General features: G+C 51.9%; 12 protein-coding genes and 1 pseudogene. 8 read left to right on the top strand and 5 right to left on the bottom strand.

What is annotated here, in order from left to right; genetic code table 11:
• The first annotated feature begins 286 nt into the window (after nucleotides 1–286).
• The 3 genes and pseudogenes from VB741_RS06760 (at nucleotide 287) to VB741_RS06755 (ending at nucleotide 5236) form a co-directional block, all read left to right on the top strand.
• Entirely contained in the window at nucleotides 287–3157 is a 2871-nt protein-coding gene (locus VB741_RS06760) for an ATP-binding response regulator (RefSeq protein WP_323364393.1), read from the top strand.
• A gap of 39 nt (nucleotides 3158–3196) precedes the next feature.
• A pseudogene (locus tag VB741_RS26260) lies at nucleotides 3197–3556 on the top strand (response regulator); the annotation flags it as partial.
• A gap of 105 nt (nucleotides 3557–3661) precedes the next feature.
• Nucleotides 3662–5236: a response regulator gene (locus VB741_RS06755; RefSeq protein WP_442786312.1), complete on the top strand. Its 1575-nt coding sequence runs from the start codon at nucleotides 3662–3664 to the stop codon at nucleotides 5234–5236.
• Nucleotides 5237–5302: 66 nt separating this feature from the next.
• On the opposite strand, the gene VB741_RS06750 is transcribed toward VB741_RS06755, so the two are convergent.
• Both VB741_RS06750 and VB741_RS06745 read right to left on the bottom strand, forming a co-directional pair.
• Nucleotides 5303–7930 carry a CHAT domain-containing protein gene (locus tag VB741_RS06750; RefSeq protein WP_323364391.1) on the bottom strand — a complete coding sequence of 876 codons (2628 nt, stop codon included), beginning with the start codon at nucleotides 7928–7930 and terminating at the stop codon, nucleotides 5303–5305.
• Nucleotides 7931–8069: 139 nt separating this feature from the next.
• Nucleotides 8070–8309 (bottom strand): hypothetical protein, encoded by a 240-nt coding sequence (locus VB741_RS06745; RefSeq protein ID WP_323364390.1) that lies wholly within the window; start codon nucleotides 8307–8309, stop codon nucleotides 8070–8072.
• A 368-nt stretch (nucleotides 8310–8677) separates the two neighbouring features.
• Here VB741_RS06745 and VB741_RS06740 point away from each other — a divergent pair, with 368 nt between their 5' ends.
• From VB741_RS06740 to VB741_RS06720, 5 genes are all read left to right on the top strand, one after another.
• Nucleotides 8678–9352: a sigma-70 family RNA polymerase sigma factor gene (locus VB741_RS06740; protein WP_323364389.1), complete on the top strand. Its 675-nt coding sequence runs from the start codon at nucleotides 8678–8680 to the stop codon at nucleotides 9350–9352.
• 174 nt (nucleotides 9353–9526) lie between these two features.
• On the top strand, nucleotides 9527–10498 hold the full coding sequence (locus tag VB741_RS06735; RefSeq protein WP_323364388.1) for a DUF1822 family protein: 972 nt from the start codon (nucleotides 9527–9529) through the stop codon (nucleotides 10496–10498).
• Between the two features lie 28 nt (nucleotides 10499–10526).
• On the top strand, nucleotides 10527–12968 hold the full coding sequence (locus VB741_RS06730; protein ID WP_323364387.1) for a CHASE2 domain-containing protein: 2442 nt from the start codon (nucleotides 10527–10529) through the stop codon (nucleotides 12966–12968).
• A gap of 60 nt (nucleotides 12969–13028) precedes the next feature.
• A complete protein-coding gene (locus VB741_RS06725) occupies nucleotides 13029–13850 on the top strand; it encodes a DUF928 domain-containing protein (RefSeq protein WP_323364386.1) in 822 nt (273 codons plus the stop codon).
• Between the two features lie 133 nt (nucleotides 13851–13983).
• Nucleotides 13984–14616, top strand: a complete 633-nt coding sequence (locus VB741_RS06720) for a helix-turn-helix transcriptional regulator (protein ID WP_323364385.1) — start codon at nucleotides 13984–13986, stop codon at nucleotides 14614–14616.
• A 34-nt stretch (nucleotides 14617–14650) separates the two neighbouring features.
• Here the strand turns inward: VB741_RS06720 and VB741_RS06715 are convergent, their stop codons facing one another.
• The 3 genes from VB741_RS06715 to rfbG all read right to left on the bottom strand — a co-directional run bounded on the left by VB741_RS06715 (nucleotide 14651) and on the right by rfbG (nucleotide 17752).
• The gene (locus VB741_RS06715) at nucleotides 14651–15952 is read right to left on the bottom strand and encodes an NAD(P)H-dependent oxidoreductase (protein ID WP_323364384.1); all 1302 of its coding nucleotides are present in this window, start codon (nucleotides 15950–15952) and stop codon (nucleotides 14651–14653) included.
• A complete protein-coding gene (gene rfbC, locus VB741_RS06710; RefSeq protein WP_323364383.1) occupies nucleotides 15949–16530 on the bottom strand; it encodes a dTDP-4-dehydrorhamnose 3,5-epimerase in 582 nt (193 codons plus the stop codon). Before rfbC ends, VB741_RS06715 begins: the two co-directional genes overlap by 4 nt.
• Before the next feature lie 145 nt (nucleotides 16531–16675).
• Nucleotides 16676–17752, bottom strand: coding sequence for a CDP-glucose 4,6-dehydratase (gene rfbG, locus VB741_RS06705; RefSeq protein ID WP_323364382.1), 1077 nt, complete (start codon nucleotides 17750–17752; stop codon nucleotides 16676–16678).
• Nucleotides 17753–18002: the final 250 nt, after the last annotated feature.

The following is an 18002-nucleotide window of genomic DNA, read 5'->3' as shown; positions in this document are numbered from 1 at the left end:
CCAGTAAATTACTTTTTTATCTGTATAGGGGCACCATCGAACCTAGGTTTTATCGATCAAAATCGCCCTACTTTACTTTTATGTTTAAGCAACTCCCCAACCAGTGGAGCATATGGGCATCCATATTTCTATAGTGTGACGTTGAACAAGCTGAGCCTGTCATTCATGGGCAGGGTTTGCAGAGCAGTTTGATCCTTGCCATCTACATCACTCTGTTGTTAGAAGCCTGTGATATTTACCAATGGTCGTTCCCCTTATATAGAGACAATTTTAGGAGGTTATTCTAGTGAATCGAGACTCTTTATCTAAAGGGGCAGGTGTGGTCGCCGCTTTTCTACTCCTGGCATTCTTAGGAATCAAAGGCAAGTCGGTGAATGTTAGCCAATATCAACAATATGCAGATTTAATTGCTAACCAAGTTGAAAGTGATACCGAAGTTGAGCTGGCAATACTGAAGGAACGCTACACGCTTCTGAAGCATGATAAGCCGCTGGAAGAAGCCTTAGCTGGAGAACTGTCTACTCAGGAGGAGTTAGCCCAAAGAATTCCTGGATTTGTTGTCAGGGACGATCGGACTCGATTACAAAGCCTGATTAGCCGTGATGCTCAGTTGCTGAAGGAAAAAACTGAGCTGGTGAATCAATTCCAAGCAACCAACGCAGAGTTGCAAAATGCATTGGTTCAACTACCTAGCTTGGTTAATAGCCTAAAAAATACCAGCGATGCTGATCTTGAACGACTGATCGATGATGTTTTGATCTATATCATGGCCACTGATGAACAGTTGGTGACTACGATTGAGAAAGAACTGAGTGCGGTCAAATCGAAGCTCGATGCGGGTAAGTTTTCTAGGGCGGACGATGTGGCCCAGGTCATTCAGTTGTCCCAAACGGTTCTAGAAAACAAGCCGGTTGCCGATGCCCTACTGGATCAGGTAGTCAATTTACCCCTGACGAGCAATATTCGTGAGCTACAAAGTACCTATAGCGAAGCTAGCCGAATATCGTTTAGGCAGGCAGCCATATATCGCAATGCAGCCTACTTGGTCGCTCTGGCGTTGATTGGTATAGTGGCCAACGGGTTAGTGGCCCGGCTGCGGCAATCTAGTCAGCGTACCACCAGCGTATTGGAAAATATTACCGATGCCTTTGTCGCGGTTGATCGCAGTTGGAAAGTAACCTACGTTAATGCCCAGGCAGCTGAAGTGCTGAAGCGTAGTATTCAAGGACTTTTGGAGCAAGACTTTTGGAAGATTTTTCCAGAATCCTTGGGGGCACGCTATGAGCAGCAGTACCGTCGGGCTATGGCTGAGCAAACGGTAGTCAGCTTTGAAACTTACTATGCGCCTACCCAACGGTGGCTGCAGGTCAGGGGCTATCCGGGACGCGATGGACTATCCCTGTTTTTGCAGGATGTTACGGAGCGAAAGCAGGCGGAAGAGCAGCTAATGGAGTTAAATCGCGACTTGGATAGTCGTGTCCAAGACCGCACAACCAAGCTCATGAAGGCCATGGAAGAAGCGGAGGAAGCGCGGGTGAAAGCAGAAGATGCTAACCGCTCTAAGAGTGAGTTTTTGGCTAACATGAGTCACGAGCTGCGCACTCCCCTCAATGCCATCATTGGCTACAGTGAAATGCTGGAAGAGGAAGCGACGGATCTGGGTGAGGAGGACTTTGTACCTGATTTACAAAAGATTCAGGGGGCTGGCAAACACTTACTTGGATTAATTAACTCAGTTCTAGACTTGTCTAAAATTGAGGCGGGGCGGATGGAGCTATTTTTGGAAGATTTCTCCATTCAGGAAATGATAAGGGATATTGCTGGCACCATTGCCCCTGTTGCCCAGAAAAATAATAACCATTTGTCAATTTTCTGCCCCCAGGATGTTGGCAACCTCAAGGCCGATCAAACCAAGCTCCGCCAAAGCTTGTTTAATTTGCTGAGTAACGCTTGTAAGTTTACTGAGGATGGAAATATTACCCTAACGGTTGAGCAGATCCCTACGGTTGATAGTTCGACCTATGATGGCCCCTGGTTCCGTTTTATTGTCAGTGATACGGGCATTGGCATGAAGGATGACCAAATAGAGAAGATTTTCGATGCCTTTACCCAAGCCGATGCATCCACCACCCGTAAATATGGGGGTACGGGGTTAGGGCTGGCGATTACTAAGCAGTTCATTAATATGATGGGCGGGGATATTACGGTAGAAAGTGTTCAGGGCCAAGGCACTACCTTTGCGTTAATCATTCCGCAAACAGTACAGGTGGCGAATCCGAAGAGTAAAACATTTTTTGCCCCTGCCCTGGCCGCTGAAAGTAGCTTGCCTGAGAGCGGCAGCTCTTCCAACCACAGTGCTTCTAAACAGACGATCCTGGTGATTGACGATGATGATGATGCCCGCGAGATTTTGCGGCGTTCTCTGGATGAGGCTGGCTATAACGTGGTCTGCGCCTCCAGCGGCGAACAGGGTCTGGCTCTGGCGGGTGAAATTTTGCCAGATGCGATCACGTTAGATGTAATGATGCCGCAAATGGATGGCTGGTCAGTTTTAAGACAACTAAAAGAAATGCCAGTTGTTTCTGAAATACCCGTTATTTTGCTGTCTATGATAGATGACCGTCCTATGGGACATAGCTTAGGGGCGGTTGATTACCTAACTAAGCCCATTGATCGTAAGCGGTTAATCAGTGTGTTGGAAACCCATCTCTCAGGGCAGCCCTCTCCTACTATTTTGGTGGTGGAAGATGATGTCAATGCGCGGGAGATTATGGGGCGTTTTTTACAACGGCAAGATTGGACAGTTGAGCTGGCGTCCAATGGCCGTGAGGCGTTGCAGTTTCTAGATAAGAATCAACCCCATTTGATTGTGCTAGATCTCATGATGCCTGAAATGGATGGGTTTGAGTTTATTCAGGTGCTGCGACAAAATTCTGAATGGCGGGATATTCCTGTCATTGTGCTAACGGCTAAGGCGCTGACGATCAGCGATCAGCAGCAGCTAGAAGGTGTGGCTCGGGTGTATCAAAAAGCGGATCTTAATCGTCAAGAGTTACTGAATGAGCTACAGGCGGTGGTCTTGGCTAAGGCGGGTTCAACGCCTAATGCGACAGATTCAGTCTCTAGCATCGATCCGGTGTCTAGTGTATCTGATTAACCCGGTAGTAACTGTAGGCTGAGGTTAATTAAGGGGAATATGACAAGAGTCTTATTAGTTGAAGATAACGAGCTCAACCGGGATATGTTAAGTCGACGCCTTCGTCGTCGGGGTTATGATTTGTCCATAGCTGTGGATGGTGCGGAGGCCATTGCGATCGCATCTGCCCAGCCATTTGATCTGATTCTCATGGACATGAGTTTGCCTGTAATTGATGGTTGGGAAGCAACCAGACGATTGAAGGCCCAGCCACATACAAAAAATGTTCCCATCATTGCCTTAACCGCGCATGCCATGCGGGGTGACCGGGATCAGGCATTGGCAGCAGGCTGTGATGACTATGATACAAAGCCCATCGATCTCAAACGATTACTCGGCAAAATAGCATCTTTCCTGTCGGAGGAACAGCTAGTTCCAGCGCGGTCCAAAGTCTCGGCAAAGCCAGAAACGACCCCTGCACAAGTGATTCCCATTATACCCGTCACCCCCATACAGGACACCTCCATGCCAACTCCGGCAACGGCAGCGGTGACACCCATTACCCCAGTCACGGCCATTACTCCCAATGCCGTTGACCTGGAACCCTCGGTTACTCCTATTGCCCCAGTCACGGCCATTACCCCAGCTACTGCCGTCGACCTGGAACCCTCGGTTACTCCTATTGCCCCAGTTACAGCTATTACCCCCACCGATTCAGAGCCACCCGCTACTACAGCTGCCGAAAGAACTCGCAATCTCTTTAGTGGATTACCGATTCTGGTGGTTGATGACAATGAAGACAATCGCGACATGCTCAGTCGTCGCCTCAACCGTCGTGGGTACCAATCGGTGGTGGTGGAGAGTGGAGAAGCTGCCCTAGACTACATTCAAAATAACTCCAACGTTGGCCTGGTGCTACTGGATATTATGATGCCGGGCATCGACGGCATTGAAACCCTAAGGCGTATCCGTCAAACCTATTCTCGTAATCAGCTACCGGTACTGATGGTCACGGCCAAGGCACAAAGTGATGACATGGTAAGGGCGTTTGAGTTGGGGGCTAATGACTACATTACCAAGCCAGTCGATTTTGCCGTCACCCTGGCCCGAGTTGAGACCCAGCTATCCATTGTCAAAACAACCAAGCCGGTTTCAGTGCCGGTCGAGCCGAAGCCATCGGGGTTAGCCCAGTCACCCTCCACTCCCCAGTTCGGCAGCACACAGCCAGCGGCGGCCAATATTTCCCTAGTTTCAAACAACTCCTTTTCCAGGTTTGCGGCGGAACGCTATCAGGTGCAGTATTTTCTCCGTCAAGAACCATTAGGACCGATTTCCATTGCCCTCGATAAACAGACAGATTCCCTCGTATTACTGCAGACTCTCAAAGCCTATTCCCCGGCTACCGCTGAGTTGTTGAAGCGAGCTATGGAAAAAGAGATAGAGAAATTTCAACCCCTACGCTCTCTATTTCCAGGATATACCTATGGCCAAGTGGACAGTACGTTTTACGTGGTGCATGGGCTGGGCGAAACCTTTGACCAGGAACAACTACTACAAGCAAAATTCAACACCCCGTGGCCATTGGAATCCGTGCTGTTGCTGATGGACCGCCTGCTGGAGCAAGTGGGGATATTTCATCGTCACAAACAGGTCCATGCAGGCTTAAGGGATGACGCGTTCATTCAGCCCAATGGTCGAGAAAACCATGGTCAGTCAATGGTTCTGGTGGACAGTGGCCTGGGCAAGCGGGTGATGATCGACGTCAGCCAGCAGTCAGCTGAATATCGTAAGCAGTTGCTCATGCAGCGGGATTATCAGCCCCTAGAGCAGCGGATTGGTCGGCCGGTAATGAGCAGCGATGTATATGCTCTGGGGTTAATTGGTCTCCAGGCCCTGACTGGGGAATCCGTCGATAAAATCACCCTACCCACCGTCAGCGGCGATTTACAGTGGCGTCAGTTTGTCACTATTCCAGATCCCATCGCCGACTGGTTTGATCAGCTGACTCAACAAAATCAAAATAAGCGTTTTGAGCATGCCATGGCGGCACGCAATGCCTTGCACCCCCACCTACAGACCTATTTGGCAGAGCCTGGTTAATCTGATGCTGGAATCTGATCCTCAAATCCGATCCCTGAATCCGATGGATTAATCTGAACCAATTGGCTATTGACCATTGCCGATTAAGACAAATGGGGCCCAGTAAAATGGTTCGGTTTTACCCTTGGCCATCAGCTGGAGTTGGGCTGTTTGGAGCGCTTCTACTTTGGTTGCGCCTGACGCTAGCTCGGTGTAAAACAGCTGCATTAGCTCAGAGGTGGAGCGATCGTCCACCCACCACAGTGAGGCCAGCGCGGCGCGGGCATCGGTGCGCTGGACTTGGAACCCCATGCCCAGGATTTCCAGCCCATCTTCAATATGGCTGATACCGGTTTGGCAGGCACTCAACACCACCAAGTCAACATTGGGCAAGGACCATTGGCGCAGTTCTTTAAGGGTAATCAGGTCGCCATTGCCGAGCAAAATAAACGAATCTTCGGGCTGGCCTGGGACAAAGGCCGCATGGGTGGCTAAATGGACAATATTTTGGCCTTGAAGCTGGGATTTGAGATTGTCTCGACTAAAGTCTCCATCGAGTAGCACCTCGGTGGTGGGCAACATTTCTTGCAAAAAAGCGACTTCTTGCCCCGCGTAGGTGAGACCCTGGAAGTTGGTTGTAGCTTGATCAATCAACGCTTCAAAGGTTTGATCGGCATCCGCAAATGCCCCGGCCAGAACATGGAAGGGGCGACTCGGTGGTTGGGTCAGATCGCCGATATCACTGGCCGTAAGGTTATGGGAGGTGTATTGCTCGGCCAGCCATTGCCCCTGCTCAGCGTCGTACAGGGCTGAAAGTGGAATGTAGTGAAGAACTCCATCGGGGATGTAGATAATATTCTCAATCCCTAGGCGATGGAGCTCGGGTTTAAGGGGACGGATAATGCTCCCATAGAGGGTCTGGGCCATGGCTTTGACATTGCTACTGGGGTCGGCCAAATCATGGCGCAGGGTGGTGACTTGGTCCGTGAGGGTGGTTTTACTGATGGCTGTGGTGTGGTGTATGGGTGCGCCGCTGGGGGGAATGAGCAGCAGTTCTAAACGATCCGGCAGCACCAGGGGATAGAGCACCGCTGACTTGTGGGGCAGTCTTTGGAGTTTTTGTTGCAGTTGTTGCAATGTTTGGGGCTGCAGTTTGGGATCCTCGGGGTGTTTGAGGCTAGCTATGGCGGCGGCCACTGCGGGCTGGCGAAGAAAATCGTCTAGGCTCAGGACGGGGTCGGTTTCTGGACGGTCTGCTAGCAAGAGTTGTTGGTGCTGTTGGAGGATGACCTGTTCGGGGGGCAGGTATGGAATTTTGTTGGTCATGTCAGACTGTTCTGTCCGGACATCTTGAAAATAGTCTTCTAGTTCTTGCAATTTGAGTAGGTCTAAAACCTGATGGGCTTCAAAGATGCGCTCTTGCTCAAATAGCAGGGCGGCGAGTTCTCGGTAGCTAGGGGCAACGGTCTCGGTGTAGCGCTTTTGGATATCTAGGGGGAGCGATCGCAAGTTGGCCCGGACCTGCTCAATGTCGTTGAGCGCCTGTTTGTAGAATGCGATCGCCACCAGCGGTTGCTGCAGATGTTGAAATAATTGCCCAAACTCAGTCAGTGTTCTAGCCTGCCCTAGGCTTTGATCAATTTGAATGGCCAAACGCAGGGACTGGTGGTAGCTGACCCAGACCTTTTCGTAGTGTTTCTGTTTAAAGTAAACGGTGCCGATGCCGTTAAAAATTTCGATGCGCTCTGCTATTTGGGCTGTATTATCTGCAGCCACCTCCGTCAGGGCCAGGGCCTCATGGTAGGTATCTAGGGCAATATCCAACTCATTTTTTTGCGTGTGGACATAGGCAATGTTACTCAGCAACCGACTCAGGCTAATCCCCCGACCCAATTCTCCCCGAGCTGTTTGAGCGGCATGGTAAAAATCTAGGGCCTCGTCATACCGATATTGTCTCTCATATAGCCAGCCCAGATTGTTCAGCACAGAAACCCGATAGTCCCCATCGGCTGGCAAGTCTTCAAGGAGAAGCAAAGCCTGTTCTAGGGCTAACTTGGCCTTTAGATAGTTGCCCAAATAGACCTGGATGCCGCTGATATTGTTGAGTACGATCACCTGATCATTCAGTTCCATCAGGGACCTATAGATATCTCCAGCTGCTTCATAGGCCAGCAGTGAGTCCCCCAAGTTGCCCAGCTGCTGATGGATATTGCCCAATCCATTCAGCACATCCCCATGGGTGAGGGCAGAATTTTCAAACTGTTGATAGTAAGCCAATGCCCGTTCTAAGAAAGGCAGGGCTTCTAGGCTTTTATCAAAGATGTTGGCGTATAGTTTGCCAACCTGGAAATTAGTGTCAGCCCTGAGCTTTTCTGCTGCCCCTGAAGTCATCCCGGAGAGGGTGTCTAAAACCCCCAGAAATTCTGACAGGGCGGCGTCATAGCGCGCCTCACGGCCATGGATTCTGGCCCTATGATGCTGGGCAAACGCAATGCCATACTGATAATCCAGCTCGTGGGAAAGCTCCAGTGCCTGATGATAAAGGTCCAGGGCTGCCCCATATTGGTACAGCTCATATTGAACCCTGGCCTGTTGAAATAGCTGATGGACAGGTCCGTAAACCTCGTGGCTAACGTCTGTAATGACGTCTGTACCCAGATTGACATCTACGGGTGAGGACGATAGTGGTTCACCCCCAGCCCGAGTTTGCCCCAAAGTGAGCACAAGCAAGATGAGACAAGGAACTATTCCCCGGTTTGGTTTGCTCATACCTATTGAACTACAGCCGAATCAACGTCCAGAGCGGTGGTTTTGCCGGGGCAGTTACCCCAGGTTTCAACTTGGAGGTGGCTGATTAGAGATGACCTCGTCCGGTCAGTCGTTGGATGGCGTTTTTGCTTGCTTGAACTATTTCTTGAAGGATTTTAGCTAAAATCTGTTTTGCTGTGATGGTCTGACTATAGGCCTCATCATCAGCTGTAGTTTTGCTTGGCTCCTTGGGTAGGTCAGCCAGTAAGGTATTTACCTGAAATTTGCGATCGCTATTATCAGCCCAAATAGGGTTGTGACCCTGATTATTATTACGTTCAGACATGGTAGACAATCCTTTTCACTGATAAGAAAACCAGGTTTAATCGGTTAAAACCACACGTGTTTACGGTTGATTAACCACGGTTGATTAGTCACAGTATGGTGTGGAGAATAATTACCGTCAGTACCCTTTAGGGTACATTCAGTATCAATTTTGTTGTGTATGGTGGTTACTTCACTTAGAACTACTGGATTCCAGGGGACAACGACTAGGCTAGGGCCTATGCGCGGTGTGAGGCCCCTGCCAGCAACCTGCATCAGCGTCGTGTATTTTTGTAAACCTTCCGGATAGTTGCCGAATCTTTCCCCCAGAGGCTGATGGGTTATTAGCCGTGTAACTGATAACTTTTAATGTAGGAATGGGAAACGCTAATGCGGATGATTCTCAGACGGAGTAACCCAGGGCTACTGATGAACAACTCCCCAGATGAATTACGTCGGTTGGCTTGTGAAGCTTGTCGTCATTGTCTTGGCAGCAAGGAGCGGCAGCGATACCTAACCCAGTTAATTCGGTTAGTCAAATCTCGCCTTTGGCGCGACAATAGCCCCTACTATCAAGATGCTTTACAGCAAACCTGGATCTATCTTTGTCAAAACCTGTGTGAGGGCAAAACAGCCAAGCCCTACGACCCTGAGATTGCCAGCGTTACCACCTGGTTAAATAAATATCTAAAATTTCGTCTGTCGGATTTTGAGCAGGCGGTTAAAGCCGATCGTGCTCGTTATGTCTCGGCCTATGGGGAGGACGGAGGTACGGCAGATGTGGTGGCAACCTTGACCGCTAAGCCAGAAATTCCACCCATTTTAGAACGGGTGCAAGATTGGTTAAACCAAAATGCCGGGGAATTGCGCAAAATCCATATTGCCAATGATCCGAAAATCAACTGCTATGAGCTGATTCTTCGGCGACTGCCACCGGAAACCCCTTGGCAGGCCCTAGAAAATGAGTTTGGTGTTTCCTATAAAACCCTTGAAAGTTTCTATCGCCGCCAATGTAAACCTCGTTTACGAGAGTTTGGCCGGGCCGAAGGCCATTTGAATTCTTAATCTTCTAGAAATTAGGCCCCTAAATTAGGGCCCTGCCTGATCCTCTCACCTTAATCGCAATCTAAACCACGTCCAAGTTAAAACCTACGATTTTTCCGACGGCCCCATGACCGTTCTGGACGTGAAAAAGATTTATGTAACCACGACTGCCACAGTATATCGGAGATCGTTGCCATGACTTACTCACAATCGGCTACAGATACGGCCAGTCTGATTTGGCCCATCACCCACCAGGGCAAGATGATTGCCCAGCAGTTTGCCCATGGCCATGGTCAGCCTGATATTGCGGAGCGGGTGAGACGAAATACCCTGGCGGTATGGGTCATGCACGAGTTTTTGGATGCCCTGGGGATTCCTACGGATTTAGCCACTAGCGATAGCTGGAATCCGACCATGCAGTTGATCGAAGATGTGGCTGACCTGATGGTGCCTGGGGTGGGTCGGGTGGAATGTCGTCCGGTGTCCCTTCAAGCAGAGGCTTGTCCGATACCGCCAGAGGTGCTGACAGAGCGTATTGGCTATGTGTCCGTGGCGTTAGATGAGGTGGCTGGAGAGGCCTCACTGTTGGGATTTGTGGCGGAGGTATCCCAACTCCAGCCACGGCTGGAGTTGGGGCAACTACGGCCGATGGATGATTTCCCCGAGCATCTCCACCAACTGCGCCAAGGGGCGATGGATCAGGTGCCTAGCCAGTTGACTCGGCTCAGCCGTTGGCTGGGGGGATATTTTGAGAATGGCTGGCAATCTGTGGAGGATCTCCTGGCGCAATCCACTTGGACACCGGCTTTCAGACAGGGAGTGCAGTTAGAGCCGCCGTCGGCATCGATCGCCATTAAACGAGCTAAGCCATTGGACTTGGGGCTACAGCTGGGGGCAGAGCAGGTTGCCCTCGTGCTAGAAGTGGAACCGGAAAATGAATCGGTGGTGAATATCGGGGTGCGGATTTATCCCCTGGGAGGGCCTCCGTATTTGCCTGAGGGTCTGACGGTGACAATTTTGGATGGGGAAAATACGGTCTGTTTAACAGCCCAGGCCCGCAATGTGGATAACTACCTTCAGCTTTATTTCCGGGGTCATCTAGGGGAACCCTTCTGCGCCCAGCTGGCTTTAGGAAATGAGCGGGTTGTGGAGAATTTCATCATTTGATGCAGGGTGCAGATGCAGGGTGCTATGTATGGACCAAAAGCTCAGCCCGGATAGGTGGGTGGTGCTCAAACTGGGGGCAGGAAATTTTCACCAGGGGTTTTCCCTAGTTTTGCAAATTGGCTTAGGGGAAGGGCAACCAACGGTGGAGCTACCTGGGGTCTTACCGGCAGCCCCAGACTTACCGGATTTATATCGGCAATGGCAGGCGGCTTATGGTCAGCTGCGTCTGTCTAGTCGTCTGGAAGCTCAAGCCCATCGGGCCACTAATGTATCTTGGCTGGGGGACTGTCATGATAGTGCTCGCAGGCTGTGCGATCGCATCAATATCTGGCTCAGCCATGGCACCTTTCAACCGATCTACAACAAGCTGCTGGAGCAACTGAGCCCTACGGATACCATTCGGGTGGTACTACAAACCGAAGACCCGATACTACGACGGTTACCCTGGCACCAGTGGGATTTTTTTCAGCGCTATCCCCAGGCCGAGTTGGCCCTGAGCGCCCCAGTTTATGAACAGGTGGATGCCCCTGCAACCCTCAGCTCTAAGGTGAGGATTCTAGCGATTTTAGGTGATGCCACCGGATTAGACCTGGAGACGGATCGAGCCCTGTTAGAAAATCTCCCCGGGGTAGAGTTACAGCTGCTGACCGGCCCCGATCGGGCCACCCTCAACCATGCCCTATGGGATCCACGGGGCTGGGATATTTTGTTTTTTGCTGGCCATAGCGGTGGCGGCATACATAACGGCGATATTAGTATCGGCGATATTAGTACCAGCGATATTAGTAGTGGGCACATCAGCATCAATGCCCAGGATCAATTGACCATTGCTGAGTTGAAGTATGGGCTGAGCAAGGCGGTGCAGAGGGGGCTGGCCATTGCCCTGTTCAACTCCTGCGACGGTCTAGGGTTAGCCCAGGATCTAGCCGACCTACACATTCCCCAAATTCTGGTGATGCGAGAGCCCATTCCAGATCGGGTGGCCCATGAGTTCCTCAAGGGTTTTCTGGAAAGTTTTTCCCACAATACCCCCCTTTACCTGGCGGTGCGCGAAGCCCGTGAACGGTTGCAGGGCCTAGAAGATGAGTTTCCCTGTGCCACCTGGCTACCCATTTTGTGTCAAAACCTGGCGCAGCAGCCCCCCACCTGGCAACGGTTGCAGGGGCTGCCCAAGACCATCCCGCCCCAGGTTGTTCCCCGAGGGCCCCGGCCTTGGGTGACTTGGGCTTTGGGGACCACCCTCACCGCCGCCACCTTGGGTCTACGATTTCTGGGGGGATTCCAATCGTTGGAGCTAGGGGCCTACGACCGTTTCTTGCGGTGGTGGCCATGGTTTGAATCCCCCGATCCACGCATTGTGGTGATCAAAAATACCCAAGATGATATCAAACAACAGGGTTTAGATAGCACCTCAGCTTTTTCCATGACCGATCAGACGTTGTTAGCGCTGTTGGAAAAGCTGGAAACGTTTCAGCCTCGAGTGGTGGGGGTGGACATTTACCATGAACATGCCATCGATGCCCAGGTACCCGCTCTGCCTAGGCGATTAGAAAATACCCCGAATCTCATTTCCCTTTGTAAGCATCCGTCAGACTCCGCCGAAACGGGGGGGGTGGCCCCAGCCCCTGGGGTGAAATTTGACAACCGGCTAGGGTTTAGCGACTTGCTGGAAGATACCGATGGTCGGGCCCGGCGGGGGTTGTTGACCGTCCGGCGACCGCCGGTATCGCCCTGTGGCACTGACTACAGCTTTGCCACCATCGTGGCGGGTCAATATTTAAACCTGGTGGCCCCCCATGACAATTTAGATGATGTCTTTTGGCAAAATGACCAAAACTGGTTCCAGCTCTCCACAGTTAAAATTCCCCCATTAAACGCCCGAGCCGGTGGCTACCGGTTATCGAGGGATAGTGTGGGCGGGTATCAGAAACTGTTGCACTATCGTCACCTGCCCCGGTTAGAAGATATCGCCCAGACCCATCGGGTATCAGAGGTTTTGCAGCCGGGGTTTGATGGCAGTGGACTGCGCGATCGCATCGTCTTAATCGGTACCACGGACCTCTCCTTTGGCGGTGGCGACATGGCAGAGCGAGACTTTTGGAAAACTCCCTACACCACGAGTGAGCGCCCCGAAGACATGACCGCAGGGGTGTTTATTCAAGCCCACATCATTAGTCAGCTGATCAGCGCCGTTGAAGATGGTCGGCCCTTAATCAGCACTTGGAACGAATGGCAGGAAAGTGGCTGGATTATGGCATGGGCGCTGGTGGGTGGAGGACTGGGCTGGGGGCTAGCGGGGGGGCGTTTTTGGCTGATGTTACTCACCGCAGAGGCGGGGCTATTTCTGGTGAGCTGGGGTTTACTGGCTGGGCCAGCCCTCTGGGTGCCCTATGTGCCAGCGGTGATTACCCTCACGGGGACCGCCATTATTGTTAGTCGATACAGATCATCAGATCATCGATATCGTTAGTCGATATAGACCATAGCCATACTACAGGGGTGACCGATGAAGTACATCTACGTTGTAACCATGTTTTTAACGGGACTGGCCCTAGGCCTAGGTTCCCCTGCCCAAGCTCGCAGGCTGTTCCCATCGATGCCATCGGTTCACCCAGCGATTTACCCACCCATTCACCCAGCGGTTCTCTTATCAGGGCCCCCGCAGGACATAGGTTATCCCCGCAGGGGAACGCGCCGAGGTGGTGGCAGTCGTGGCGGGGTGTGTGATTTACCACCGGATGTGTCGCCGTTGACGGCCCTGATGCCCGATACCGCCACCTGGACAGGGGGGGATCAGACTATTGCTCAGACTGACGAGAGCTCTGGGGAAATCGTTTTTAGTTTTACCCATAGGGCGTCCCCCGATCTCTGGTTTTATCAACCCTATGGCCTGGTAGAAGACAGTCGGGTGGAATTTACCCTCAAAGATGGGGCAGGCAATACCATCAGTCGGTCTCGATTGGATACTACGGATGCCATGGCAACGGTTCCCGGCATTATGCGGGTGTCCTTGAACGATGTGGGACTGACCTTAATGGCCAACACCGACTACCACTGGTATCTAACGGTCCATTGTGCCGCTGGTCCTCCCATTGTGGTGGACGGTTGGATCAACTATCAGCCCTTGGAGGGGGATGCCTTGCCCCAACCCCCCCAACAATTTTTGGTGGATCATCTATCGGTCTTGGCCGAGGCTCAATTTTCGCAGCCGGGCCCTGGGTCTGGTAATAGCTCTAGCCATGGCTTTGGCCAAGCAGATTGGCAAGGCCTACTAGAATCCATCGGTCTGGGGGATATTACTGCCATCCCACGGATAGATTGTTGTCGTTTTGTTACGCAACCGCAAAACTAATGCCGAATTTATGGTGGGAGTCCTGATAAATACTTAGAACAGGGGCACCGTTGATCCATTACCAACGGTCCTGAGGGTTTCCCCTCTGCCCAATGCCCCGGTGTTCTGGTTACTTGAGTTCGGGATGCCCACTATGAATAGCTCCTCTAATTCGTCGTACTTTGGCCCCTTTGACCCCGCTGAATCTTTTGACCATGGGGCTACCATCAACTCCCTATTGGCAACGGCCCTGGATCATCTGGTGGATGGTCTATTAATTGTTTCGGCCAGCGGCCGCATACTCAAGGCCAACACCATGGCTGTCCACGTCTGCCATGGCCTGGTTTCCTCAAATCATGCCAGCTGCGAGCTATCCCAGGTGCCCAAAGCCCTGTGGACCCTATGCCAGCCAATTTTTAAGAATATGACCAGTGGCATTGAGACCCACTTGGGCTTAGAAATGGACATTGTCGATGCCCAACAGCAGCCGATTCGGGTGCGCATTCAACCGCTGAACCTCAAGGCTTATCAGGAGCACTGTCTGATGCTGATTTTAGAGGATCGTCAGCAGGCCCATCGTCGTCGGGCCGTGGCTGATGGCAAGCGCTATGGCCTCACTCCACGGGAGGTGAAGGTGTGGGAACTCCGCCTGCAGAATCAGTCCTATGAGGCTATAGCCAGTAAGTTATATATCACCGAAAATACGGTGAAAAAACATGTGAAAAGTATCCTGGCTAAGCGGCGGGTCGTGGGGGATGGGGGAGAGTATGGTGCGATCGCAAGTTAGTCACCCGGTACCCTAAGGTACCGGGTGCCCAAACCTATACCATTGCTGCCGCAAAGAAATGGCTATCTTGCTCTGCCCGTAGTTGGTCGCATCTACGACCCTCGGGGAAGATCACATCGTCGTAGGTCAGTACCTGGTCTTTAGCCACATCATGCTTGAGGGTGCACCCTTCCGCCAGACCCATGGGCAATAGGTTTTGGGCGATGGCCACATCGGCATTTTCACATTGGCCATAGGTCATGTAGTAACCAATGCCATCCAATGTTTCCCCTGCTTTGAGGTCGATTTTAGCCGAAGCCACCACATCCACCATGGGTTTGCCCAGGGGAGCCATGACCGCATCGTGGAAAAGAACGGCCCGGGCCAAGGACAACGGCACCTCAAAATGACAGATGTGATAGGGCGTATAGAAGCTATAGAGGGGACCCTCGCCCCGCTTGTAGTAGTTCAGATAGTGCTGATGCTTGGGGTCATCGTTGGTGGCATAAATAAACACCCCGGCCGCAGGCTGGGCCCCCACCACATAGTCCACAATTCCCCCCAGGGACTTGAGCTGATCCACATCATAGAGGTGGGTCATGTCATCCACGTGGCCTCGAAAATCGTAGCCAAACATGCCCCGCTGGGAAACTTTCATCCCCGTGGCATTGGCCACAATGGCCTGCTCAAAGGAGATTTTGGTGCCATCGGCAAAGCTGGTCACCATGTAGGCCGCCTGCTTCCACTGGGCGGCAAAACTCTGTTGGGTAGTGGGGTTGCGATAACGGTCTTGCAGGCCTTTGATGTTGCCGCACAGTAGGGGAGTAAACCCGATGCTCTTAACATAGCGGTAGAGGTTCATCTCTACGCCCGGCTGGTCGCCATCACAATTGGAAAGCACCACCCCGGCTCGGTCAGCATAGACCTTGAGGATGGGGCCAATGGTGCCATCTAGCTCAGCGTTCATCAGCACCACATGCTTTTTGTTATTGATCGCCTCTAGGACAATCTCGGCCCCAAAATCAATGGTGCCAGTCACCTCCACCAGGGCATCAATATTTTCCGCTTTGCATAGCAGGGATGCATCTTCGGTAACTGCTGGTATACCGCTGGTGATGGCATCTTCCAACTCAGCAACGGTGGTCACGGTCTGGATATGGTCCACCCCTGCTTCCTGATAGGCCCGCTTAGCCCCGTCCAACCGGCGACTAAATACGGCCACCAGTTCCATCCCCGGTACGGAATGGATAATCTGATTAGCAATTCCTCGGCCCATAAAGCCTGCGCCGATCATCCCGATGCGGACAGGGTTGCCCGCTTCGGCCCGGGCTTTGAGAGCAGTATCAATAATAATCATGAGGACACTCCTAGGGAAACGGGCTGGTCGGTGGGCTGGTCGGTGGGCTGGTCATCCAATAGGGGCCAATTGGCATCCTTGTGGGAAATTGTGGTCACAGGCAAGGGCCAGTCAATGGCTAGTTTAGGATCGCTGTGGCGCAGTCCCCGCTCGTAACCAGGGGTGTAAAACTCGGTGACCTGATAGATCACTTCTGCATTGTCTGTCAGGGTTTGATACCCGTGGGCAAACATTTCCGGCACATACAGGGCGCGGCGATTGTCGGCACTCAGTTCCACCCCCACATGGGATAGGTAGGTGGGGGAATCTTTCCGCAGGTCGACGATGACGTCATAAACGGCCCCCTGGGTGCAGCGGATGAACTTCGTTTCAGTGGCGGGGGGAATTTGAAAGTGCATCCCCCGCACGGTGCCTTTTTTATGGTTAAAGGACATGTTGCACTGGGCAATGGCCGCCTTTAGGCCCCGTTCTTCAAATTCTTGAGCACAGAAGCTCCGGGCAAAAAATCCCCGATCGTCCTTAAGCAGCTCAAGGTCAATAATATAGACCCCCTGGATAGAGGTTTCGTTAAAAATCATAGGTGTTGACTATCGATTAATAGCCCTTAGAAAGAAAACAAAGAGGCAAAACAAAGAAGCGAAACAAACGGTAGGACTGCATCGAGTTTTCCCAGGTCATTGGGCCACCGTAGGCGCTGCAATTTTCTGGGAAGCCCCCTGAATCTTAAAAAGATTTGAGCGCTTCGTAGCGTCGAATTTGCTCCACGGTCATTTGGTGCATATTCTCTTCCCCGATGTAGGCGCGATACCATTCCACAATCCAGTCTAGGGTAGTGGCCAAATCCAATTTGGGAGCCCATTTCAAACGACTCTTGGCTTTGGAGCAATCCAGTTTTAGATAGGTGGCTTCGTGGGGATTGACGTTGGTGTCTAACTGCCAGCTGGCACCATCGCCCCAAAGCTGGGTGAGTTTTTCGGTGATCCATGAGACGGGACGGGCATCGCTGTCGTTGGGGCCAAAGTTCCACCCTTCGGCATCGTCGGTACCGGAATCCCACATCTGTTCGGCTAGGGTCATGTAGCCGTTTAGGGGCTCCAGTACATGTTGCCAAGGCCGAATGGCGTTCGGGCTGCGGATGAGCACCGATTCCCCGGCAATGATGGCGCGAATGATGTCGGGAATTAGCCGATCACCAGCCCAGTCTCCACCGCCAATGACGTTGCCAGCCCTGACGCTGGCTAAACCCACACCGTGCTCGTGGTAGGTATTGTGGCCAAAGTAGGAATTGCGGTAGGCCGAGGCCACCAGCTCCGCACAGCCTTTGCTGTTGGAGTAGGGGTCATGGCCACCCATGGCTTCGTTTTCTCGATAGCCCCACACCCATTCCCGGTTTTCGTAACACTTGTCGCTGGTGATGTTGACCACGACTCGGGTGTTGCCGGTTTGGCGAACGGCCTCGAGCAGGTGAACCGTACCCATGACATTGGTGGCATAGGTTTCGACGGGATTGGCATAGGAATAGCGCACCAAGGGCTGGGCAGCCATGTGGAAAATAATGTCGGGTTTGTGGGTAGCGATCGCATCTTGCAAACTCGCCAAATCCCGCACATCGCCCTCAATGGACATCATGCCATCGCCCACCTGGGCCACATCAAACAGACTGGGGTTGGTGGGAGGGGTCAACGCATAGCCCACAACTTCAGCCCCTAGCTGTTGCAACCAGAGGGCTAACCAACTACCCTTAAAGCCCGTATGACCAGTTACAAAAACTCGCTTACCGCGCCAAAATTCAGCGTTCATAACCGTTCCTTTAGTATAAAAAAATTGGGGTGTTGCTGATCCGAACGATGATTTCATCTAAAAGATGCTGCCCTATGACAACTATGACGGACAGGTTCATACCCTAAATCAGCAACCGTAAAAGATCTAAAGATCGAATGTTGTCGTAAATCCACAACACAAAATAACGACACCTAAACCGTTACTAGATTTAGGTGTCTAGGCAGTGACAGAACAGATTCCAGTCAGATACTGTCCGACACCCGATGGT

It is taken from the genome of Leptothoe sp. PORK10 BA2, assembly GCF_034932105.1.
Classification (GTDB): Bacteria; Cyanobacteriota; Cyanobacteriia; order Phormidesmidales; family Phormidesmidaceae; genus Leptothoe.
The sequence above is the reverse complement of the archived record's forward strand: the minus strand, read 5'-3'. Positions and strand labels throughout refer to the sequence as shown.